We start from the raw sequence: 21317 nt of genomic DNA on the forward strand, positions 1-21317 counted from the left end.
CCGGACCCCTTCGGGTGGTCGTTAGCGTGGCGGGCATGAGTGCCGAGCCAGGGACGCAGGGCGTCCCGGACCTGCCCGCCTGTGTCTTCCTCCTCTTCGGCGCGCGGGGCGACCTCGCGGCGCGCAAGCTGTTCCCCGGGCTCTACCGCCTGGCCGCCGCGGGTCGGCTGCCGGAGCGGTACGCCGTGATCGGCAGCGGCCGGCACGCGCCCGACTCCGACGAGGTCTTCCGCGACGAGGTGCGCGAGGCCCTGGACGACTCGGTGGACGACCTCGACGAGGCCGTCGCGCGCGAGCTGCTGTCCCGCACGTCGTTCGTCGCCTCGGACGCCGACGACGGCTCCGACCTGGCCGCGCGGGTGCGCGAGGCGGAGGAGGACCTCGGCGACGACGCGCTGCGCCTGGTCTACCTCTCCGTCCCGCCGGGGGCCATGTCCGGGATGGTCGGCATGGTCGGTCGCGAGGGCCTCGCGGAGCGGGCGCGCCTGGTCATCGAGAAGCCGTTCGGGCTCGACCTCCAGTCGTTCGGCGAGCTGGACCGCGACGTGCGCGCGGTCTTCGAGGAGGAGCAGGTCTTCCGCATCGACCACTTCCTCGGCAAGGAGGCGGTGCAGAACGTGCTGGCGCTCCGTTTCGCCAACGCGCTCTTCGAGCCGGCGTGGGACCGCAGCAGCATCGCCTCGGTGCAGGTCGACGTACCCGAGACGCTGGCCATGGAGGGCCGCGGCTCGTTCTACGAGTCGACCGGCGCGCTGCGCGACATGGTCTCCACGCACCTGTTCCAGATCCTCGGCGCCGTCGCGCTGGAGGACCCGGGCGAGTGGACCGCCGACGCCGTCCGCCGGGCGCGCGCGGCGGTCTTCGAGGACGTACGTCCCCTCGACCCGTCCCGGGTGGTGCTCGGCCAGTACGACGGCTACCGCGACGAGGAGGACGTCGAGGAGGACTCGACCGTCGAGACGTTCGTGGCGCTCGAGGCGTGGGTCGACAACGACCGCTGGCGCGACGTCCCCTTCCACCTGCGCACCGGCAAGGCGATGGCCGAGACCCGGCGCACGGTGACCCTGCGGTTCCGGCAGCCCGAGTCGTCCGTGTTCGGCAGCGGCCTGGCCCCCGACGAGCTGGTCCTCGAGCTGACCGACGAGGCGCAGGTCCACGTCGACCTGCTCGGCAAGCGGCCCGGCCCCGAGATGGAGCTCGCCCCCGCCACGATGCGCCTCGACCTCGGCGAGGAGCTGCCGGACGACGAGCCGCTGGAGGCCTACGAGCGGCTGCTGCTCGACGTGCTGCAGGGCGACCACACGCTCTTCGCGCACGCCGACGAGACGCGGCGGCTGTGGGAGGTCTGCCAGCCGGTGCTCGACGACCGCCCCGACCCGCTGCCGTACGCGTCCGGTTCGTGGGGACCGCAGGCGGCTCTCGACCTGCCGGAGGGCGGCTGGCGACTGGGACGGCAGGACGCCGATGCCGACTGAGCCCCGGGAGGCGCCGCCGATCGCCGACCACGGGCTCGTCGGCGACCTGCGGACCGCGGCGCTCGTCGCCACCGACGGCACGATCGACTGGTTCTGCCCCGGCCGCTTCGACAAGCCGAGCGTCTTCGCCTCGATCCTCGACCCGGACGCCGGCTCGTGGCGGCTGCGACCGGAGGACCCGGACGCGCGGAGCCAGCAGTACTACCACCCCGAGACCAACATCCTCGTCACGCGGTTCATGACCGAGAAGGGGGTCGTCGAGGTCCAGGACTTCATGCCCGTCCTGCGCGCCCACGACCCCGACCACCGCCAGCGCCTCGTCCGGCGGGTGGTCGGCCTGCGGGGCCGGGTCGACCTGGCGATGACGATGACGCCGCGACCGGACTACAGCACCACCGAGCCGGACCTCTCCGTCGCCGACGACGAGGTGGTGCGGTTCGCCGACGGCGACCTGCACCTGGCGCTGTCGAGCACGGTGGCCCTCGACGTCGACCGCACCACCGCGTCGGCGCAGGTGTCGTTGACGACGGGGGAGTCCGCCCTCTTCGTGCTCGAGGTCCTCGCCCCGGACGAGCCGGCGCAGGGGTGCAGCGAGTCGGACGTCGAGGAGCTCTTCGACCGCACGGCGGCGTTCTGGCGCGGCTGGCTCTCGCAGAGCACCTACACCGGCCGGTGGCGGGAGTGGGTCGACCGCTCGGCGCTCACCCTCAAGCTGCTGTGCCACGAGCCGAGCGGCGGCATCGTCGCGTCCCCGACCACCAGCCTGCCCGAGACGATCGGCGGCTCGCGCAACTGGGACTACCGCTACGTCTGGGTGCGCGACGCGGCCTTCAGCGTCTACGCCCTCCTGCGCCTCGGCTTCACCGACGAGGCCTCGGCGTTCGTCCGGTTCCTCTCCGAGCGGCTCGGTGAGGCCGGTGACGACGGCGTCGACGTCGAGCGGCTCGGACCGCTGCGGGTGCTCTACGACCTCGACGGCGCGGTCCCGCACGAGCGCGAGCTCGACCACCTCGCCGGCTACCGCGGGTCCCGCCCGGTCCGCGTCGGCAACGCCGCGGTCGACCAGCTGCAGCTCGACGTCTACGGCGAGCTGATCGACTCGGTCTACCTCTTCGACAAGCACGGCAGCGGCATCAGCCACGACGCGTGGACCGACCTGCGCCGCATCGTGTCGTGGTTGATGGACAACTGGGAGCGGCCCGACGCCGGCATGTGGGAGGTGCGCGGTGAGCCGCGGACCCACACCACGTCGCTGGTCATGTGCTGGGTGGCGGTCGAGCGGATGATGCGCGTAGCCCGGCGCCGAGGCCTGCCGGGCGACCTCACCGAGCTCGCCGCCACCCGCGACGCCATCTACGAGCGGGTGATGACCGAGTGCTGGAACGACGACCTCGGCACCTTCACCGCCCACGCCGGCGGGGAGGTCCTCGACGCCGGCACGCTGCTCATGCCGATGGTGAAGATGGTGGCGCCGGACGACCCGCGGTTCCTCTCCACCCTGGCGCACATCGAGGACCGGCTGGTCTCCGACCAGCTCGTCCTGCGCTACGACCCGGCGACCCTGGACGATGGGGTCGAGGGCGCCGACGGCTTCGACGGCCCGCCCGACGGGGAGGGCACGTTCTCGCTGTGCTCGTTCTGGTACGTCGAGGCGCTGACCCGCGCCGGCCGGCTCGACGACGCACGCCTGGCGCTGGAGAAGATGTTCACCTACGCCAACCACCTCGGGCAGTACGCCGAGCAGGTCGGCCTCAACGGCGAGCAGCTCGGCAACTTCCCCCAGGGCTTCACCCACCTGAGCCTGGTCTCGGCCGTGATCAACCTGGACCGTAGCCTCGACGCATGACGACCCCTTCTCGGGCCCGTCCGACCGGGATGGTCGTGGCACTGATCCCGTTCGTGCTGGCGATGCTGTCGATGATCGGCCCCTTCAGCATCGACACCCCGTTCCCGGCCTTCGCCTCGATGGGCGACGAGCTCTCGGTCACCTCGGCGCAGCTGCAGCTGGTGGTGACGGTCTACATGCTGGCCTTCGCCGCCATGAGCCTGTTCCACGGCCCGCTCTCCGACGCCGTGGGACGCAAGCCGGTGATCGTGTGGTCGCTGGTGGTGTACGCCCTCGCGTCCGTGGCGTGCGCGTTCGCGCCCTCGCTGGAGTGGCTGCTGGTCGGCCGCGTCGCCCAGGGCCTGGCCGCCGGCGGGTCGACGATCGTGAGCCGCACCATCATCCGCGACCTCTTCGACGGCCCGCAGGCGCAGCGGATGATGAGCCAGGTCGCGGTGCTGTTCGGCGTGGCCCCCGCGATCGCGCCGATCATCGGCGGCCTGCTCATCCAGGTGGGGCCGTGGGAGTCGGTGTTCTGGTTCATGGCCGGCCTCGCGGTGGCCCTGGTCGTGCTCACCGTGACCCTGCTGCCCGAGAGCCACCCGCCCGAGCGCCGGGTCCCGCTCCGGGTCGGCGAGATCCTGCGCGGCCTCGGCGAGGTGCTGCGCGAGCCGGCCTTCCACCGGATGACGTGGGCCGGCACCCTGGTCTTCGGCGCGCAGTTCCTCTACATCGGCGGCGCCTCGATCTTCGTGGTCGACCTGCTCGGCGAGGGCGAGCTCGACTTCTGGAAGCTCTTCGTCCCGATGATCGGCGCCATGGTGGTCGGCTCGCTGAGCAGCGGCCGCTTCGGCCGGGTGCTCACCAGCTCACAGCTCGTCTCCATCGGCTACGCCGTCAGCACGGTGGGAGCGGTCGTCGGGGTCGGCATCGCGCTGACGCCGGCGGGCGAGGTCCTGCCCTGGGCCGTGGTCGGCATCTCGATGGTCGCCTTCGGCAACGGGCTGGCCTACCCCAACATCCAGCTGCTGATGCTCGACCTGGTCCCCACGCGCCGCGGCGCGCTCATGTCGGCCTCGTCGTTCGTCACCCTCGTCTTCAACGCCGTGAGCGCGGCGGTCCTCGCGCCGTACGCCGGCCGCTCGGTGCTCGGCTTCTCGATCACCGCCGCGGTCTGCGTGGTCCTCGGCTGGCTCTGCTGGCGCTGGCACCGCGCGGTGAGCCGGGTCGCCCCCGCCCCGGCGGCCCCGGCTGTCGCCGACCGCATCTGACGGACCTGGACACCCGTCAGGCGGGAGTCGTCAGGAGGTCCAGGCGCGCCAGAGGGCGGCGTACTCCCCGTCCAGCTCGACGAGCTCGTCGTGGCTGCCCAGCTCGACGATGCGCCCGTCGAGGACCACCGCGATCCGGTCGGCGTCGTGGGCGGTGTGCAGCCGGTGGGCGATGGCCACCACGGTGCGGCCCTCCAGCAGGTTGTTCATCGACCCCTCGAGCGTCCGGGCGGTCCGGGGGTCGATGAGGGAGGTGGCCTCGTCGAGGACCAGCGTGTGCGGGTCCGCGATGATCAGGCGGGCGAGCGCGACCTGCTGCGCCTGGGCCGGGGTCAGCGCGTAGCGGCCGGAGCCGATCATCGTGTCGAGCCCCTCGGGCAGCCGCTCGACCCACGCCAGCGAGCCGACGGCCCGTAGCGCCTCGCGGACGGCGTCGTCGGACGACGCCTCGCGCGCCAGGACGATGTTGTCGCGCACGGTGCCGATGAAGACGTGGTGCTCCTGGGTGACGAGCGCGACCTCGGTGCGCAGCACCTCGAGCGGCAGGTCAACGAGGTCGACGCCGCCCACGCGGGCCGACCCGGTGCGCGGACGGTTGATGCCGGCCAGGAGCCGGCCCAGCGTCGACTTGCCCGAGCCGCTCGGCCCCACCACGGCCAGGCGCTCGCCGGTGCGCAGCCGCAGGTCGACGCCGTGCAGCACGTCGTGGCCCTCGCGGTAGGCGAAGCGGAGGTCGTCGCCGACCAGCTCGACGCCGTCGGGGAGGCGGTCGCCGGGCTCGCGGTCGGGCGGCACCTCGGCGATGCCGAGCAGCCGGCTCGTCGACGCGGCGCCGACCTGCAGGCGGTCCACCTCGCCGATCACGGCGTCGAGCGGCTCGGCCAGCGCGACGACGTAGAGCATCGCGGCGGTGATCTGCCCGAGGTCCACCCACCCGCGGCTGTAGCCGTAGGCGCCGACCACGAGCGTGACGACCTGCGGCACCTGGAAGGCGCCGTTGAGGGCGGCGAAGAGCACGTTGCGCAGCGTCATGCCGTAGCGCTCGGCCTGCGCCGAGACCTCGATGTCGTCGCCGCCGGCCCGCACCCGGGCCCCGGACAGGCCCAGCGCCTCGACGGTGCGCGCCCCCTCGACCGTCTCGGTGAGGGTGGTGTTGATCCGCGAGTAGGTGGCGCCCTCGGTGATGTAGGCCTTCGGTGCCCGGCGCAGGTAGGTGCGCACGGCGGGGGTGCAGAGCGCGAAGACCAGCAGTGCCGGGACGGCCAGCACGAGCGAGTTCAGCAGCATCGCCACGACCGAGAGCACGACCGTGAGCAGCGAGATCAGCAGCCTCGGCACGCCCCACTGCACGGACCGCGCCATGGTGCCCACGTCGCGGGTGACGCGCGTGACGAGGTCGCCGGTGCTGGCGCCCTCGACCCGGCCCACCGGCAGCCGGAGGATCGTGGCGACGATGTACTCGCGGGCCGAGGCGAGCAGGTCCTGGCCGAAGTGGGTGGACGTGCGCTGGGCGCCGAAGGTGAACAGCGACTGCAGGACCACGACGCCGATGACGGTGAGAGCCAGGCCGTCGAGGCCGTCGACGGAGGCGCCCTGCGACTGGACGCGGTTGACCAGCGAGCCGAGCAGCCTCGGGACGACGAGCGCCGAGCCCGCGGCGAGCGCGTTGAGGAGCACCAGCACGGCGAACGAGCGCTTGCGGCGGCGCACGAGCTCACCGAAGAACGCGAGCACCGCCCGGTTGCCGGAGACCGGCCACCCGCGCACCGGGTTGCGCGAGGCGTCGTAGACGTCCTCGGCGCGCTGCCGACGCAGGGCGTGCCGCTGCCACAGGGCGCGGTGGCGCTCGCGGAGGGCGGCGTGCTCCGGCGGGTGCAGCTCCGGTGGCACGACGGGCGGGTCGTCGGTCCGGTCGCGCCAGGTGTCGGCCGAGGTCGCGAGCAGGTCGGTGCCCGTCGAGCTGCTCATCGCACGACCTCCTCGGCGTCGAGCGCCCGGGCGACCACGCGCCGGTAGTCGTCGTCCTCGGCCAGCAGGTCGGCGTGGCGGCCCTCCGCGACGACCGTGCCGTCGTGCAGCAGCACGACGTGGTCGGCGTGGTGCAGCCAGAGCGGTGAGACGGTCGTGACCACGGTGGTGCGCCCGCGGCGGGTCTCGGCGACCCGCTCCGCGATCCGCGCCTCGGTGTGGGCGTCGACCGCGGAGGTGGGCTCCACCAGCACCAGGACCGGCGGGTCGGCCGCGACGGCGCGGGCGAGGACGACGCGCTGGCGCTGCCCGCCGGACAGCCCGCGGCCGCGCTCCTCGAGCTGGCCCTGCCAGCCCTCGGGCAGCGCGTCGTAGACGTCCTCGGCGTTGGCGACGCGCAGCGCCTGCTCGGCCTGCTCGCGCGTCAGCCGCGCGTGCGGGTCGACGGCGTCCTGCAGCGTGCCGGCGAAGAGCTGGCTGCTCGTGTCGCTGACCAGCACCCGGCGGCGTACGTCGTCGAGGTCGGCCCGGGCCAGGTCGACGCCACCGAGCGTGACGCCCCAGTCGCGGCGGGCCTTCTCCTCGTCGAGCGCGGCGATGCGGGCCCGCTCGCGCGCACGCTCGGCCCGGGCGCGCCGGGCGGCACGGCCCTTGGTGTCGTCGTCGTCCTCGGCCGGGACGGGCTCGGTGTCGGCGGGCAGGTGGCGACCGAGGCGGTCGGCGAGCGCCGAGCTCTGCTCCGGGACCGCGCTCACCACCACGGTGAGGATGCCCGGCCGCACGGTCAGGCCGCTGGAGGAGTCGTGGAGGGCGGCGGAGCCGTCGAGGGCGACCGGCTCGGCCGGTGCGCGCCACGGCGGGCGCTGCTCGAAGATCGCGATGGCCTTGCGCGCGCTGACGAGCGAGCGGACGCCCTTCTGCGCGAACTCGAAGAAGGTGCGGATGGGCCCGACCATGAAGAGGCCGTAGCCCAGGAAGGTGATGAGCTCGCCGACGCTGAGGTCGCCCGACTCGACCTCGCGGGTGCCGAGCCAGACCAGCGCCACGAGGAAGATCCCCGACAGCAGCACGCCCACGGCCTCGACGACGGCCTGCCAGATGCCGGCGGCGACGCCGGCCTCCTTGGCCGACTGCGACTGGCGGTCGTAGTTGGCGCCGAAGGTCTGCTCACCGCCGATGCCGCGCAGGATGCGCAGCCCGGCCACGATGTCGGTGGCCATCGACGTGAGGTCGGAGGTGCGCGAGCGCTCGAGCTGCTGGCGGCGGTGCAGCGGCCGCAGGAGCGGCAGCGCCGCGCCCAGCAGCACGGGGGCGGCGACGAGCGTCAGCAGGCCCAGCTCCCACGACATCGACAGCACGATGAACGCCACCGTCAGGTAGGACACCAGCTGCCCGGTCGCGCGGGCCACGATCTCGGTGAACGCCCCGAACTCGTCGGAGTCGCTGGAGGCGACGCTCAGCACCTCGCCGGTGGGTGAGCGGCGGGGCAGCACGTGCCCCATCTGCGCGACCTTGCGGGTGACCATCTCGAGCGTGCCGTAGAGGGCGACGAGCCAGCTGCGGACCACGAGCGTGTGTGAGACGACGCCGAAGACGCCCCCGATCACGACCACGCCAAGGAGCAGCGCGGCCCACCCCAGGAGGGCGGCCTCGTCGCCGCCCACGACGCCCTGGTCGACGGCCCGGCCGAAGATCCACGGCCCGAGGGTCATCGGCAGGAACCACAGCGAGTAGCACAGCGAGGACAGCGCGATGAGTGCCTTCTGCTGGCCCACGACCCACCGCAGGAACGCCACGGGCGACCGGGTGTCGGGGTCGGGCGTGGGGGCGTCGTCTGAACCGGAGAAGAACGTCGCGATCCGGGGAGGGAAGTCCTGCATGTCAGGTCGAACCCTAGGCGCCCGGACCTCATCGGCCCTAAGCATTAACGAGGGGGCGCGCCCGTTCACCCCTGCGGGTACGGTGGCCACGATGACTTCGCACATCGACGTGCTCACCTCGCGCGAGGTCCCGCTGGGCGGTCCCCGGGCCATGCGCGTACGACGCACGCTCCCGCAGCGCCACCGGTCCCTGATCGGCGCCTGGTGCTTCGTCGACCACTACGGGCCCGACGAGGTCCAGCAGACCGGCGGCATGGTCGTCGCCCCGCACCCCCACACCGGACTGCAGACCGCCAGCTGGCTCTTCGAGGGCGAGATCGAGCACCGCGACTCCGCGGGGCACCGGGCGGTCGTGCGTCCCGGGGAGCTCAACCTGATGACGGCGGGCCGCGGCATCAGCCACACCGAGGTCTCGACGACCGGGACGTCGGTGCTCCACGGCGCCCAGCTGTGGATCGCGCTGCCGGAGGGGAGCCGCGACACCGACCCCGGCTTCGAGCACTTCGCCCCGCAGCCGGTGCGCGGTCCCGGGTGGGAGGCCCGCGTCTTCCTCGGCTCCCTGCTCGGCGCGGAGTCCCCGGTGACCACCCACACGCCGCTGCTGGGGGCCGAGCTGATGGTGGCGACCGGGAGGACCCTCGAGCTCGAGGTCGACGAGACGTTCGAGCACGGCGTCCTGCTCGACGTCGGCCTGCTCGAGGTCGACGGCACCGAGCTCAAGCCGACCGACCTCGCCTGCGTGGCCGCGGGCCGCTCGACGCTGACGGTCACCGCCCTCGAGGAGTCGCGCCTGCTCGTGCTCGGTGGGCCGCCGTTCGGCGAGCCGATCGTCATGTGGTGGAACTTCATCGGCCGCACCCATGACGAGATCGTCGGCTACCGCGACGAGTGGCAGGCGCAGATCCGCGACGGCCGCGTCGTCGACGGCCGCTACGGCCTCGTCGACATCGAGATGGACCCGATCCCGGCACCGTCCCTGCCCCACGTCCGGCTCAAGCTCCGGCACTGACCTCCCTCATCGAGGGCATGTCGCCCGCGGCGGCACGCCCTACTGTCGGTCCATGGCGGCGGTCACGGGCACCCAGCGGCTGGCCGACGCCGCGTCCGCCTTCACCAGCAACGCACGCAACCCCCTCCTGCGCCGGGCCCAGCTGAGCTTCCTCGGCGCCTGGACCGCCGAGTGGGCCTTCACCGTGGCCCTGGGCATCGTGGCCTACCGCGACGGCGGCGCCGCCGCGCTCGGCCTCGTCGGGCTGCTGCGGATGGTGCCGTCCGCGATCTGCGCGCCCCTGCTGTCGCCGTACGCCGACCGCGGGCGCCGCGAGCGCGTGCTGGTCGTGGTCTCGACCGTGCGTGGGATCGTCACGGCGGCCGCCGCGGTCGTCGCCGCGCTCGGCGGAGCCCCGATCGCGATCTACGCCCTCGCCGTCCTCTCGACGGTCGCCGCCACGCTGTTCCGGCCGGCGCACTCCGCGCTCCTGCCGTCCCTGTGCCACACCGGGCACGAGCTGGCCAGCGCCAACGTGGTGCGCGGGATGCTCGACTCGGTGGCCACGCTCGTGGGTCCGCTGCTGGCCGCGGTGCTGCTCGAGGTCGCCGACGTCGACGTGGTGTTCGGGGTCGCCGCGGCGGCCTCGCTCTGGTCGGCCGCGCTGCTGCTCCGGCTGCGCTACGACGCCCCGCCGCGGCCCACGGTCGCCGGCCGGCACCTCGGGCGCGAGGTGGTCGACGGCCTGCGCGCCGTCGCGGGCGACGGCGGGCTGGCGCTGGTGCTCGGCCTCGCCGCGGCCCAGTCCCTCACGCGCGGGGCGCTCACCGTCTTCTCGGTGCTGGTCTCCATCGAGCTGCTCGACCGCGGCGAGCCCGGCGCCGGGACGCTGATGACCGCCGTGGGCGTCGGCGCCGTCCTCGGCTCGCTCGCCGCCTCCTTGCTCGTCGGCACCCGCCGGCTCGGCGCGTGGTTCGCCCTCGGCGTCACCCTCTGGGGCCTGCCGCTCGTGCTCGTCGGGCTCGTGCCCCACGACGTCCCCGCGCTGGTGGCCATGGCGATGATCGGCGTCGGCAACGCGCTCATCGACGTGGCGGGGTTCACCCTCCTGGGCCGGCTGGCGCCCGACGCGGTGCTGGCCCGCGTCTTCGGCGTCCTGGAGAGCACGGTCGCCGTCTCGATCGGCCTGGGCGCCGTCGCCGCCTCGTGGGCCGTGGCCGCCTGGGGCCTGCGCCCGGCCCTCGTCGTGGTCGGCCTGGTCTGCCCCGGGCTGGCCGCCGCGTCGTGGTGGCGGCTGCGCGCCCTCGACCGGACCGTCGGGGTGCACGACGAGGCCGTCGGCCTCCTCCAGCGCGTGCCGATGCTGCGCACCCTCCCGCTGCCCTCCGTCGAGCACCTCGCGCGCGGCCTCGAGTCCGTCGACCTCCCGGCGGGGGCGACCGTCTTCAGCCGGGGCGACACGGGGGACCGCTACTACGTCGTCGAGTCCGGCGAGGTCGACGTGGTGGGCGACGGCCGGGTCGTCGCCACGCTCGGGCCGGGCGAGGGCTTCGGCGAGATCGCCCTGCTGCGGCGCAGCACCCGCACCGCCACCGTCGTCGCGCGGACCGGCGTACGCCTGCGGGCGCTGCGCTCGGAGCACTTCCTGACCGTCGTGACGGGCTGGACGCCCAGCGCCAGCGAGGCCGCCGTCGGCGTCGACCGGCTGCTCGAGCGCTACGACCCGGACCGGCCGGCGACCGGGAGTCCTCCGGGGTCGTGAGGGCTGGTGGGTGGTCCGCCGGTCTGCCACTGTGAGCCATGGCTTCTGCGCGCGGGCTCCTGCTCATCGCCGACATCGGTGGCTACACCGACTACATGAGCACCCACCGGATGAGCCTCGCGCACGCCGAGGTCAACACCGGCCGGCTCCTCGCCACGGTCGTCGACGCCGTGCCCGGCCTCGAGCTCATCGAGATCGAGGGCGACGCCGCGTTCCTCCACCGCGAGGTCGGCACCAGCGACCACGACGAGCTGGTGGCCGAGGTCGCCCACTCCGCGGCGGCCATGCACCGCGCCTTCCACGTCGAGCGCGAGTACGTCGCCACCAACCTGTGCCCCTGCTCGGGGTGCAAGGAGGCCGCCAACCTCACCCTCAAGTTCGTCGCCCACGTCGGCGAGGTGGCCACGCAGACGATCCGCGACCGGCTCAAGCTGGTCGGCATCGACGTCATCCTGGTCCACCGCCTGCTCAAGAACCCCGTCCCGCTGCGCGAGTACGTCCTGCTCAGCGAGGAGCTCTACGACGGCGGCTCGCCGGCGCTGCCGGCCGACGTGCAGCAGGTCGAGCCCGTGCTCGAGGGGTTCGGTCCGCTGCGGGCCTTCTACGTCGACGTGCGCGATCTCCCGGTCGGCGACCCGACGCCCCTGCCGCCGCCCACCTGGCGCGGTCGCCTCGCGCGGACGGCGTACGCCGCCGGCGCGGGCCTGCCCTACATGCTCGGCCGGCGCGGCCGCGGCCGGGGTGCCGTGCAGCCCGTCGGCTGACGGCCCAGCCTCCTGTCGGTGCCGTGCGCGAGGATGCGGACGTGGAGACGGAACCGGTCAGGGGCGCAGGCCCCGTCGTGGGCGCCGACGGCGTGGCGCGCTGCCCCTGGGGCGCCGGCGACCCGGTCAACCTGGCCTACCACGACACCGAGTGGGGGCTGCGCGTCCACGGTGAGGCCGCCCACCTCGAGCGGCTGACGCTGGAGGCGTTCCAGTCGGGCCTGTCGTGGCTGACCATCCTCAACAAGCGCGAGCACTTCCGTGCCGCCTTCGCCGGCTTCGACGCCGACGCGGTGGCCGCCTACGGTCCCGCCGACGTCGAGCGGCTGATGGCCGACGCCGGCATCGTCCGCAACCGCCGCAAGGTCGACGCCGCGATCGCCAACGCCCGGGCGACCGTCGCGCTGCGCGACAGCGGTGGCCTGGAGGCGTTCATCTGGGGCTTCCGTCCCGAGCCGGGCCCGCCGCCGCGCACGAGCGCCGACGTACCGACCACGTCCCCGGAGTCGCTGGCGCTGTCCAAGGCCCTCAAGAAGGCCGGGTTCGCCCACGTCGGACCCACCACGATGCACGCGCTGATGGAGGCCATCGGCCTCGTCGACGACCACCTCGAGGGCTGCCACCGACGGGGTGTCGCGGGTTGAGTGGATGGCCTAGCCTCCCGACATGACGCGCGTGCACGCCTTCTCCGACGACGCCCTGGCCGACCTCGACGCCTGCGGGCTGGTGGCCGCCCTGCGCGCCGGTGACGTCTCGATCCCGGAGGTCGTCGACGCGGCCGTCGCCCGCACCGAGAAGGTCGACGCCGCCCTCGGCGCGGTCGCCCACGCCGCCTACGACCGGGCGCGCGAGGAGGCTCGCTCGCCGCGCGGTGGCTTCTTCGCCGGGGTGCCCACGTTCGTCAAGGACAACGTCGACGTCGCCGGGATGCCCACCCAGCACGGTGCGGACGCCTTCACCGCCGAGCCGGCGAAGGCCGACGGCGACTTCGCCCGGATGTACCTCGCGACCGGGCTGATCCCGCTGGGCAAGACCCAGCTCTCCGAGTTCGGCTTCTCCGGCGCCGCGGACCACGTGCGGCTGGGCGCGGTGCGCTCGCCGTGGAACCTCGACCACTACGCCGGCGCCTCGTCCGCCGGGTCGGCCGCGCTGGTGGCCGCGGGCGCCGTCCCGATCGCCCACGCCAACGACGGCGGCGGCTCCATCCGCATCCCGGCGGCGGTCAACGGGCTGGTCGGCCTCAAGCCGACCCGCGGCCGGCTCGCCCAGGACCGGATGATGCGCGAGATGCCCGTCCGCATCGTCTCCGACGGCGTGCTGACACGCAGCGTGCGCGACACCGCGGCGTTCTACCGCGAGGCCGAGAAGATCTGGCGCAACCCGCTCCTCGCGCCGGTCGGCGACATCACCCGGCCGGGCCGTGCCCGGCTCCGCATCGCCGTCGTCACCCAGGGCATCGGACGCGACTCCAGCCCCGAGGTGCGCGAGCTGACCCTGCGCACCGCCGCGCTGCTGGAGTCGCTCGGCCACCACGTGGAGGAGATCGACAACCCGATCCCCGACAGCTTCCCGGAGCACTTCGTGCGGTTCTGGTCGATGCTCGCGCTGGTGATCGCGCGCCGCGGCCGCAAGGACTTCGGCGCCACGTGGGATCCCACCAAGCTCGACAACCTGACGCTGGGGCTGGCCAGGCACGCCGCCCGCAACCTGCACAGGCAGCCGTACTCGATCGCCGTGCTGCGCCGCTCCCAGCACCTCGCCGCCCGCCACCGCGCGTCGTACGACGTCACCCTCACCCCGACCCTGGCCACCGAGACGCCCCGCGTCGGACACCTCCGTCCCGACCAGGACTACGACGAGATCATGACGCGGCTGATGGAGTGGGTGGCGTTCACGCCGCTCCAGAACGCGACCGGTGAGCCGGCCGTCTCGCTGCCCCTCGCCACGACGGCCGCGGGACTGCCGCAGGGCATGATGCTGGGGGCCGGCGCGGGTCGCGAGGCCCGCCTGCTGGGCCTGTCCTACGAGCTCGAGGAGGCCGTCGGGTGGCCCCGGATCCACGCCTCCGCAGAGGCCGGCTGAGCCGATTTCTCATCGTGGCGGGGCCTGTGTATCGTTCTCCGTCGTTGCCCCTTTAGCTCAGTCGGCAGAGCGTCTCCATGGTAAGGAGAAGGTCTACGGTTCGATTCCGTAAAGGGGCTCTGGGTCGGACCTCCTCCGGGGTGTCCGTCCTCCGCGGCGGGGTAGCTCAGGTGGTTAGAGCACACGGCTCATAATCGTGGTGTCGCGGGTTCGAGTCCCGCCCCCGCTACCACCAGTCCCACGCCGCACCACCCCGCAACCCAAGGATCTCCCATGGCCAGCAAGAGCTCTGACGTCCGCCCCAAGATCACGCTCGCGTGCACGGAGTGCAAGGAGCGCAACTACATCACCAAGAAGAACCGACGCAACGATCCCGACCGGATCGAGCTGAAGAAGTTCTGCCCGCGCGACCGTCGGCACACGATCCACCGCGAGACCCGCTGACGTCGTCCGTCGTCGCACCCGACCCGTCCGAGCACTCGGACGGGTTGTCGTGTTTGTAGGCTCGGTGCCATGCCCGTCGACCCCTCGCTGGTGGGACGCGCGTTCCCCGCACCGGCGCCCCTGTCCGTGACCCCCGAGCGGGTCAGCGCCTTCGCCGCGGCCGTCGGCCACCCCGGCGCCCCCGAGGTGGTCCCGCCGACCTTCCCGATCGTGCTCGCCTTCGACGCCATGCAGGCCTTCCTCGACGCCGAGCGGATCGACCTGCACCGCATCGTCCACGGCGAGCAGCGCTTCGCCTACGCCCGCCCGCTCGTGGCCGGCGACGAGCTGCGCGCCACCCTGACGGTCACCGGCCTGCGCCAGATCGGCGGGGCCGACATCATCGCGACGAGCAGCGAGATCGTCGACGCCGCGGGCGCGGTCGTCTGCACCGGCAAGGCCACGCTCGTGCACTCCTCCGGATCGGACGGTGACGCATGAGCACCCTCAGCGCCGGCGACGTCCTGCCCCCGGCGACCTTCACGGTCACCCGCGCCGACCTCGTGGCCTACGCCGAGGCGAGCGGCGACCACAACCCGATCCACCAGGACGAGGACGTGGCCCGCAGCGTCGGCCTCCCCGGCGTGATCGCCCACGGGATGTACACCCTCGCCCTGGTCGGCACCGCCGTCGCGGGGTGGACCGGTGGCGCCGAGGTCGTCGACCTGGGGGCGAAGTTCACCAGCCCCGTCGTGGTGCCCGCCGAGGGCGGCGCCGAGGTCGTGGTCGGCGGCACGGTCAAGTCGGTCGCCGACGACCTGGTGACCCTCGCGCTCGAGGTCACCTGCGGCGGCCAGAAGGTGCTCGGCATGCCCAAGGCGGTCGTGCGTGCCTGACCTGCGCGACCACACCACCCTGCGCCTGGGTGGCCCCGGTCGGGAGTGGGTACGTGCCACCACCGAGGCCGAGCTGGTCGCCGCCGTGGCCGACGCCGACGCCGCGGGCACGCCCGTGCTGGTGCTCGCCGGCGGCTCCAACCTCGTCGTCGCCGACGCGGGGTTCGACGGCCGGGTCGTGCAGGTCGCCACGACCGGCGTGCACGCCGACACCGACACGTGCGACGTCGACGCCCTGGCCCAGTGCGGCGGCGTGGTGCTCACCGTCGCCGCGGGCGAGGACTGGGACGCCCTCGTCGCCCTCGCCGTCGCGCAGGGGTGGGCCGGCATCGAGGCCCTCTCCGGGATCCCCGGCGCCGTCGGGTCGACCCCGATCCAGAACGTCGGCGCCTACGGCCAGGACGTCTCGCAGACCATCGCCCGGGTCCGCACGTGGGACCGGGTCGAGCGCACCCAGCGCACCTTCGCCGCCGCGGACTGCGGCTTCGGCTACCGCCACAGCCGCTTCAAGGCCGAGCCCGGGCGCTACCTCGTGCTCGAGGTGACCTTCCAGCTGCGGCAGGGCGACCTGTCCGAGCCGGTGACGTACGCCGAGCTGGCCCGCCGCCTCGGCGTCGAGGTCGGGCAGCGGGCGCCGCTGGCAGCCGTGCGCGAGGCGGTGCTGGCGCTGCGCTCGGGCAAGGGCATGGTCCTCGACGACGGCGACCCCGACACGTGGAGCGCCGGGTCGTTCTTCACCAACCCCGTCCTCACCCCCGAGCAGGCCGCCGTGCTGCCGGCGGACGCGCCGCGCTGGGAGCAGCCGGACGGGACCGTGAAGTCGAGCGCCGCCTGGCTGATCGAGCGGGCGGGCTTCGGGAAGGGCTTCACGAGCGGCGAGGCGGGGGAGCGGGTCAGCCTCTCGACCAAGCACACGCTCGCGCTCACCAACCGCGGCGGCGCCACGACCGACGAGCTGCTGACCCTGGCCCGGGAGGTGCGCGACGGGGTCCGCGAGCGCTTCGGCGTCACCCTCGTCAACGAGCCGGTGACCGTGGGCTGCTCGCTCGACGGCTGACCTCGAGCAGCCCGTCAGGACAGCCAGGCGGCGATGTCGCGCCGGGCCGCCTCGACCACGTCGGACGGCGCCTGCGACGCCTCGAACGACATCTCCGCCAGCCGGGCCAGCGTCGCGTCGTCGAGGTCGTGCGCGGCCCGCATCGTGGCGTACTGCCCCGCCAGACGCGAGCCGAAGAGCAGCGGGTCGTCGGCGCCCAGCGCGACGGTCGCGCCGGCGGCGAGCAGCTGGGGCAGCGGCACCGACGTGAGGTCGGAGTAGACGCCCAGCGAGACGTTGGAGACCGGGCACACCTCCAGCGCGATGCCGCGGGACACGATCCGGTCCAGCAGCTCGGGGTCCTCGGCGCTGCGCACGCCGTGGCCGAGCCGCTGCGCTCCGAGGCTGTCGAGGCAGGTGCGGACGTGGTCCGGTCCCCGCAGCTCGCCGCCGTGGGGCACGAGCACCAGGCCGGCCCGCTCGGCGATCTGGAACGCGCCCGCGAAGTCCTCGGTCCGGCCACGCCGCTCGTCGTTGGACAGCCCGAACCCGACCACCCCGCGTCCGGCGTACTGCGCAGCCAGCCGGGCCAGCGTGCGGGCGTCGAGGGGGTGGCGCGTGCGGTTGGCCGCGACCACCACCGCCATCCCGAGGCCGGTCCGCTCCGAGGCGTCGCGGACGCAGTCGAGGACCAGGTCGGTGAACGCGGTGATGCCGCCGAACCGCGCGGCGTAGCCGCTCGGGTCGACCTGGATCTCGAGCCACCGCCCGCCGTCGCGCACGTCGTCCTCGGCCGCCTCCAGCACCAGGCGGCGTACGTCCTCGGGCGTGCGCAGCACCGAGCGCGCCACGTCGTAGAGCCGCTGGAAGCGGAACCAGCCCTTCTCGTCGGCGGCGCTGAGCACGGGTGGCCAGTCCTCGACCAGGGAGTCCGGAAGGGCGATGTCGTCGCGCTCGGCGAGCTCGAGGAGCGTGGCGTGGCGCATCGAGCCGGTGAAGTGCAGGTGGAGGTGCGCCTTCGGCAGCTCGGACACCTCGCGCGGCCGCTCGCCCCGGCCCACCCCCTCACCCGTCATGCGCGCATCGTAGGCGGGGCGACCGACCCGCCCGGCGTGCGGATCCTCCCCTCGGTTCGACTGGGACTGGATCGGCCCCGTATGCTTCCCGATTGGTGGTTTCGCCAGATGCTTCGGCATGCCCCCAGTGATGGGGACGGGACCACCGGAGGGCACTAGCTCAACTGGCAGAGCATCGGTCTCCAAAACCGAAGGTTGGGGGTTCAAGTCCCTCGTGCCCTGCGAGGAAGCACAGCAGCAGCAACAACGAGAAGGTGGGAAACGTGGCCGACGGCAACGCGGTTCAGGACCGGCGCGACTCGCGCGGCGACGACCGTGGGCGCACCAGCCCCGCCACGTTCCTGCGCCAGGTGGTGGCCGAGCTCCGCAAGGTGGTGTGGCCCACCCAGCAACAGCTGATCACCTACTTCTTCGTGGTGCTGGTCTTCGTCATCGTGATCATGGCGCTGGTGACGCTCCTGGACCTGGCCTTCGGGAAGCTGGTCTTCGAGGTCTTCACCGGCAGCAACACCCAGTGACGACGGAGCAGTGGTTCCACCGCTCGTGATCCGCCGGGTCATCCCGGCCCCCCGGTCCCGGTGACCGGACCCCAGCAACGACGTACGGAGTGAGACGTGTCTGAGAACAGTGACGTGGACCCGGTCGACGACCAGGTCGAGTCCTACGACGAGGCGACCCCGGAGGACGCCGGCGTGGACTCCGTCGAGGACACCGAGGTCGACACCGACGTGGACATCGACGTGGACGCCGACATCGACGAGGCCGAGCAGGCCGACGAGGACGCCGCCGACGTCTCCGCCGACGAGGCGTCCGCCGACGTCGTCGACGAGGACGAGGCCGTGGCTGACGACGAATCCGCCGAGGCCGAGGCCGACGACCCGCTCGAGGCCTTCCGCCGCGAGCTGTGGGCCAAGCCGGGCGACTGGTTCGTGGTGCACACCTACTCCGGCATGGAGAAGCGGGTCAAGCACAACCTCGAGAACCGCATCATCTCCCTCAACATGGAGGACTACATCCACGAGATCGTGGTCCCCACCGAGGAGGTCGCGGAGATCAAGAACGGCCAGCGCAAGATGGTCACCCGCACCGTCCTGCCCGGCTACGTCCTGGTCCGCATGGACCTCACCGACGAGTCCTGGTCCGCCGTGCGCCACACGCCCTCGGTCACCGGGTTCGTGGGCCACAGCCACCAGCCGGTCCCGCTCAGCATGAGCGAGGTCGAGGACATGCTCGCGCCGGCCGTCGTGGCCGTCGCCGAGGCCGAGGCCGCCGCGTCCGGCGACAAGGGTGCCTCCACCACGCCGCGCAAGCCGGTCGAGGTCGCCGACTTCGACGTCTCCGACTCGGTGATGGTCGTCGACGGCCCGTTCGCCACGCTGCACGCCACGATCACCGAGATCAACGCCGAGTCGCAGCGCGTCAAGGCGCTCGTCGAGATCTTCGGCCGCGAGACGCCGGTCGAGCTGTCGTTCAGCCAGATCCAGCGCGTCTGACGATTTCGTCGCCTCCGTCCCGCGGAGCGACAATGGAACAAGCGACAACCCGTGGCAGGGGGCATCGGCCCTCGTCATGACCACATGAGAGAAAGAGAAGGCAATGCCTCCCAAGAAAAAGATCGCCGCACTGGTCAAGGTGCAGCTGCAGGCCGGCTCGGCCACCCCGGCCCCGCCGGTCGGTACGGCGCTCGGCCCGCACGGCGTCAACATCATGGACTTCTGCAAGGCCTACAACGCCCAGACCGAGTCCATGCGCGGCAACGTCATCCCCGTCGAGATCACCATCTACGAGGACCGCACGTTCGACTTCATCACCAAGACGCCGCCGGCCGCTGAGCTGATCAAGAAGGCCGCCGGGCTCTCCAAGGGCTCGGGCGTGCCGCACAAGGACAAGGTCGGCAAGCTGACCAAGGACCAGATCCGCGACATCGCCACCACCAAGCTGCCCGACCTCAACGCCAACGACCTCGAGGCGGCCATGAAGATCGTCGAGGGCACCGCGCGCTCGATGGGCGTCACCACCGACTGACACGTGGGAGAGCCGCGCTGGCTCGCTGACCACATCCTTCGCACCACAGAAACGAGAAGACCATGCAGCGCAGCAAGACCTACCGCGCGGCGGCAGAGTCGTTCGACAAGGACGAGATCTACGCCCCGCTGACCGCCATCAAGATCGCCAAGGGCGGCTCCAAGAAGAAGTTCGACGAGACCCTCGACGTCGTCATGCGCCTGGGTGTCGACCCGCGCAAGGCCGACCAGATGGTCCGCGGCACCGTCAACCTCCCGCACGGCACCGGCAAGACCGCCCGTGTCCTCGTGTTCGCCAACGGCGACAAGGCCGACGCCGCCCGTGAGGCCGGCGCCGAGCACGTCGGCAGCGACGAGCTCATCGAGAAGGTCGCCGGCGGCTGGCTCGACTTCGACGCCGTCGTGGCGACGCCCGACATGATGGGCAAGGTCGGCCGCCTCGGTCGCGTCCTCGGCCCCCGCTCGCTCATGCCCAACCCCAAGACGGGCACGGTGACCCCCGACGTCGCCAAGGCCGTCTCGGACATCAAGGGCGGCAAGATCGAGTTCCGCGTCGACCGCCACGCCAACCTGCACTTCATCATCGGCAAGGCGTCCTTCTCCGAGGCCCAGCTCGCGGAGAACTACGCGGCTGCCCTCGAGGAGGTGCTGCGGCTCAAGCCGGCCAGCTCCAAGGGCCGCTACATCAAGAAGATCACCGTCTCGACGACGATGGGCCCCGGCATCCAGGTCGACCCCAACCGCGTCAAGAACGTCGCCTCGGAGGACGAGGCCGTCCAGGCCTGAGCCTGGCCCGTCCCCGGTCACGTCGGTCCGGTCGCCCCTCGGGGCGGCCGGACCGTCGTGCTTTTCGGGGACGCCGTTTCGGTGTGGAAGCATCGGGTAGGAAGGGGTCGGGCGCACCGTCGCCCGTCCCCGATCGACCTCGACCTCGCCTCGTTCCCAGGAGCTGCACATGCGTGTCACCACCCTTGCCCGCCGCCTCGGCACCGCCGCCCTGGTGCTGACGATCGGCGTCGGCGCCACCGCCTGCAGCGACGACTCGGAGTCGTCGGACTCCCCGAGCTCCGCCACCGACGAGGGCGCCGCCTCCACCGAGGAGAGCGACGCCCCCGAGGAGGAGGGTGACGCCGAGGCGGCCTCGCTCGCCGAGCTGTCGGCCGAGGACTTCTACCCCTCGGTGATGGCCGCGATGCGCGAGGCCGAGACGTTCAACTTCGAGACGGTCGCCGAGACCAACGGCCAGGCGCAGAACATGACCGGCCAGGCTCGCTTCGGCGACGACGGCGTCGAGATGAAGGCGTCGAGCACCGGCGCCCAGGCGATGGAGATGATCCTGCTCGGCAAGGCGATGTACATGAAGTCGCCCGCGCTCGGCACCGGCGACAAGTGGATCAAGATCGACCTGAGCGACCCCAACTCGCTGTTCGGCATGATCGGCAAGGCCACCGACCCCGAGGTCATGTTCAAGGCCATGGAGACGCCCAAGAAGCTGGAGCTCGTGGGCACCGAGGACGTCGACGGCGTCGAGACCAACCACTACCGCATCACGCTCGACCCGACGAAGTACCTCGAGGCGATGGAGTTCCCGCCGGCCATGGCCGACATGCTGCCCCAGGAGCTCGTCACCGAGATGTGGGTCGACGCCGACGACCTGCCGCGCAAGTTCACCCAGACGCTGGAGCTGCCGGCCGCCGGTGGCGGCCCGGCCACGACCTCCACGACCGAGGGCACCTACTCCGACTTCGGCACCGACGTCGAGATCGAGGCGCCGCCGGCCAGCGAGGTCACCGAGGACTTCCCGGGCGCCTGATCCCGGGAGAGGACTGAGGACCCCGACCGCACGT

General features: G+C 72.7%; 20 protein-coding genes and 3 tRNA genes. 20 read left to right on the forward strand and 3 right to left on the reverse strand.

The genetic code is table 11. The features are described 5' to 3' along the window. The first annotated feature begins 35 nt into the window (after positions 1-35). Genes zwf through HN031_RS10330 form a run of 3 tightly spaced genes read left to right on the forward strand, consistent with a single transcriptional unit; the run spans position 36 to position 4571 of the window. Positions 36-1475, forward strand: a complete 1440-nt coding sequence (gene zwf, locus HN031_RS10320) for a glucose-6-phosphate dehydrogenase (protein ID WP_172269588.1) — start codon at positions 36-38, stop codon at positions 1473-1475. Beyond that, positions 1465-3321 carry a glycoside hydrolase family 15 protein gene (locus HN031_RS10325; RefSeq protein ID WP_172269590.1) on the forward strand — a complete coding sequence of 619 codons (1857 nt, stop codon included), beginning with the start codon at positions 1465-1467 and terminating at the stop codon, positions 3319-3321. The genes zwf and HN031_RS10325 overlap by 11 nt, the downstream gene beginning before the upstream one ends. Then, positions 3318-4571 (forward strand): multidrug effflux MFS transporter, encoded by a 1254-nt coding sequence (locus HN031_RS10330; RefSeq protein ID WP_216652101.1) that lies wholly within the window; start codon positions 3318-3320, stop codon positions 4569-4571. The genes HN031_RS10325 and HN031_RS10330 overlap by 4 nt, the downstream gene beginning before the upstream one ends. 30 nt (positions 4572-4601) lie before the next feature. Here HN031_RS10330 and HN031_RS10335 read toward each other — a convergent pair whose 3' ends face one another. Both HN031_RS10335 and HN031_RS10340 read right to left on the reverse strand, forming a co-directional pair. Next, positions 4602-6539, reverse strand: a complete 1938-nt coding sequence (locus HN031_RS10335) for an ABC transporter ATP-binding protein (RefSeq protein ID WP_172269592.1) — start codon at positions 6537-6539, stop codon at positions 4602-4604. Further along, positions 6536-8419 carry an ABC transporter ATP-binding protein gene (locus HN031_RS10340; RefSeq protein ID WP_172269594.1) on the reverse strand — a complete coding sequence of 628 codons (1884 nt, stop codon included), beginning with the start codon at positions 8417-8419 and terminating at the stop codon, positions 6536-6538. The genes HN031_RS10335 and HN031_RS10340 overlap by 4 nt, the downstream gene beginning before the upstream one ends. A gap of 91 nt (positions 8420-8510) precedes the next feature. Between HN031_RS10340 and HN031_RS10345 the strand changes: the two genes are divergently transcribed. The 11 genes from HN031_RS10345 (at position 8511) to HN031_RS10395 (ending at position 16391) form a co-directional block, all read left to right on the forward strand. Beyond that, complete coding sequence (locus HN031_RS10345; RefSeq protein ID WP_172269596.1) at positions 8511-9428, forward strand: pirin family protein; 918 nt, start codon at positions 8511-8513, stop codon at positions 9426-9428. A 52-nt stretch (positions 9429-9480) separates the two neighbouring features. Then, a complete protein-coding gene (locus HN031_RS10350; RefSeq protein ID WP_172269597.1) occupies positions 9481-11169 on the forward strand; it encodes an MFS transporter in 1689 nt (562 codons plus the stop codon). Positions 11170-11207: 38 nt separating this feature from the next. After that, positions 11208-11933 carry a DUF2652 domain-containing protein gene (locus HN031_RS10355; RefSeq protein WP_172269598.1) on the forward strand — a complete coding sequence of 242 codons (726 nt, stop codon included), beginning with the start codon at positions 11208-11210 and terminating at the stop codon, positions 11931-11933. Positions 11934-11974: 41 nt separating this feature from the next. Further along, positions 11975-12577 (forward strand): DNA-3-methyladenine glycosylase I, encoded by a 603-nt coding sequence (locus tag HN031_RS10360; protein WP_367650724.1) that lies wholly within the window; start codon positions 11975-11977, stop codon positions 12575-12577. A gap of 22 nt (positions 12578-12599) precedes the next feature. Further along, on the forward strand, positions 12600-14015 hold the full coding sequence (locus HN031_RS10365; RefSeq protein WP_172269602.1) for an amidase: 1416 nt from the start codon (positions 12600-12602) through the stop codon (positions 14013-14015). Positions 14016-14061: 46 nt separating this feature from the next. Beyond that, positions 14062-14134, forward strand: a tRNA-Thr gene (locus HN031_RS10370). A gap of 36 nt (positions 14135-14170) precedes the next feature. Then, positions 14171-14247 (forward strand) — tRNA-Met (locus HN031_RS10375). A gap of 41 nt (positions 14248-14288) precedes the next feature. Then, the gene (rpmG, locus tag HN031_RS10380) at positions 14289-14459 is read left to right on the forward strand and encodes a 50S ribosomal protein L33 (RefSeq protein WP_056907127.1); all 171 of its coding nucleotides are present in this window, start codon (positions 14289-14291) and stop codon (positions 14457-14459) included. 69 nt (positions 14460-14528) lie between these two features. Further along, positions 14529-14939, forward strand: coding sequence for a MaoC family dehydratase N-terminal domain-containing protein (locus HN031_RS10385; RefSeq protein ID WP_172269604.1), 411 nt, complete (start codon positions 14529-14531; stop codon positions 14937-14939). After that, entirely contained in the window at positions 14936-15334 is a 399-nt protein-coding gene (locus HN031_RS10390; RefSeq protein ID WP_172269606.1) for a MaoC/PaaZ C-terminal domain-containing protein, read from the forward strand. Before HN031_RS10385 ends, HN031_RS10390 begins: the two co-directional genes overlap by 4 nt. Continuing rightward, on the forward strand, positions 15327-16391 hold the full coding sequence (locus HN031_RS10395) for a UDP-N-acetylmuramate dehydrogenase (RefSeq protein WP_172269607.1): 1065 nt from the start codon (positions 15327-15329) through the stop codon (positions 16389-16391). The genes HN031_RS10390 and HN031_RS10395 overlap by 8 nt, the downstream gene beginning before the upstream one ends. 14 nt (positions 16392-16405) lie before the next feature. Here HN031_RS10395 and HN031_RS10400 read toward each other — a convergent pair whose 3' ends face one another. Beyond that, the gene (locus tag HN031_RS10400; protein ID WP_172269609.1) at positions 16406-17446 is read right to left on the reverse strand and encodes an adenosine deaminase; all 1041 of its coding nucleotides are present in this window, start codon (positions 17444-17446) and stop codon (positions 16406-16408) included. Positions 17447-17595: 149 nt separating this feature from the next. Between HN031_RS10400 and HN031_RS10405 the strand changes: the two genes are divergently transcribed. From HN031_RS10405 to HN031_RS10430, 6 genes are all read left to right on the forward strand, one after another. Then, a tRNA-Trp gene (locus tag HN031_RS10405) sits at positions 17596-17668 on the forward strand. A 41-nt stretch (positions 17669-17709) separates the two neighbouring features. Continuing rightward, positions 17710-17964, forward strand: a complete 255-nt coding sequence (gene secE, locus HN031_RS21530; protein WP_172269611.1) for a preprotein translocase subunit SecE — start codon at positions 17710-17712, stop codon at positions 17962-17964. Positions 17965-18060: 96 nt separating this feature from the next. Beyond that, entirely contained in the window at positions 18061-18939 is an 879-nt protein-coding gene (nusG, locus tag HN031_RS10415; RefSeq protein WP_367650725.1) for a transcription termination/antitermination protein NusG, read from the forward strand. Between the two features lie 103 nt (positions 18940-19042). Continuing rightward, positions 19043-19471, forward strand: a complete 429-nt coding sequence (gene rplK / locus HN031_RS10420) for a 50S ribosomal protein L11 (protein ID WP_172269613.1) — start codon at positions 19043-19045, stop codon at positions 19469-19471. Between the two features lie 62 nt (positions 19472-19533). After that, positions 19534-20256, forward strand: coding sequence for a 50S ribosomal protein L1 (rplA, locus tag HN031_RS10425; protein WP_172269615.1), 723 nt, complete (start codon positions 19534-19536; stop codon positions 20254-20256). 169 nt (positions 20257-20425) lie between these two features. Next, complete coding sequence (locus HN031_RS10430; protein WP_172269617.1) at positions 20426-21283, forward strand: hypothetical protein; 858 nt, start codon at positions 20426-20428, stop codon at positions 21281-21283. Positions 21284-21317: the final 34 nt, after the last annotated feature.

Origin of the sequence: Nocardioides sp. zg-1308, from assembly GCF_013155375.1 — a bacterium.
GTDB classification, from domain to species: domain Bacteria; phylum Actinomycetota; class Actinomycetes; order Propionibacteriales; family Nocardioidaceae; genus Nocardioides; species Nocardioides renjunii.

Bases quoted from the DNA above. Each gene is read 5' to 3' on its own strand.
- zwf (WP_172269588.1), top strand. From the start codon at position 36: ATGAGTGCCGAGCCAGGGACGCAGGGCGTCCCGGACCTGCCCGCCTGT.
- HN031_RS10325 (WP_172269590.1), top strand. From the start codon at position 1,465: ATGCCGACTGAGCCCCGGGAGGCGCCGCCGATCGCCGACCACGGGCTC.
- HN031_RS10330 (WP_216652101.1), top strand. From the start codon at position 3,318: ATGACGACCCCTTCTCGGGCCCGTCCGACCGGGATGGTCGTGGCACTG.
- HN031_RS10335 (WP_172269592.1), bottom strand. From the start codon at position 6,539: ATGAGCAGCTCGACGGGCACCGACCTGCTCGCGACCTCGGCCGACACC.
- HN031_RS10340 (WP_172269594.1), bottom strand. From the start codon at position 8,419: ATGCAGGACTTCCCTCCCCGGATCGCGACGTTCTTCTCCGGTTCAGAC.
- HN031_RS10345 (WP_172269596.1), top strand. From the start codon at position 8,511: ATGACTTCGCACATCGACGTGCTCACCTCGCGCGAGGTCCCGCTGGGC.
- HN031_RS10350 (WP_172269597.1), top strand. From the start codon at position 9,481: ATGGCGGCGGTCACGGGCACCCAGCGGCTGGCCGACGCCGCGTCCGCC.
- HN031_RS10355 (WP_172269598.1), top strand. From the start codon at position 11,208: ATGGCTTCTGCGCGCGGGCTCCTGCTCATCGCCGACATCGGTGGCTAC.
- HN031_RS10365 (WP_172269602.1), top strand. From the start codon at position 12,600: ATGACGCGCGTGCACGCCTTCTCCGACGACGCCCTGGCCGACCTCGAC.
- rpmG (WP_056907127.1), top strand. From the start codon at position 14,289: ATGGCCAGCAAGAGCTCTGACGTCCGCCCCAAGATCACGCTCGCGTGC.
- HN031_RS10385 (WP_172269604.1), top strand. From the start codon at position 14,529: ATGCCCGTCGACCCCTCGCTGGTGGGACGCGCGTTCCCCGCACCGGCG.
- HN031_RS10390 (WP_172269606.1), top strand. From the start codon at position 14,936: ATGAGCACCCTCAGCGCCGGCGACGTCCTGCCCCCGGCGACCTTCACG.
- HN031_RS10400 (WP_172269609.1), bottom strand. From the start codon at position 17,446: ATGACGGGTGAGGGGGTGGGCCGGGGCGAGCGGCCGCGCGAGGTGTCC.
- rplK (WP_172269613.1), top strand. From the start codon at position 19,043: ATGCCTCCCAAGAAAAAGATCGCCGCACTGGTCAAGGTGCAGCTGCAG.
- rplA (WP_172269615.1), top strand. From the start codon at position 19,534: ATGCAGCGCAGCAAGACCTACCGCGCGGCGGCAGAGTCGTTCGACAAG.
- HN031_RS10430 (WP_172269617.1), top strand. From the start codon at position 20,426: ATGCGTGTCACCACCCTTGCCCGCCGCCTCGGCACCGCCGCCCTGGTG.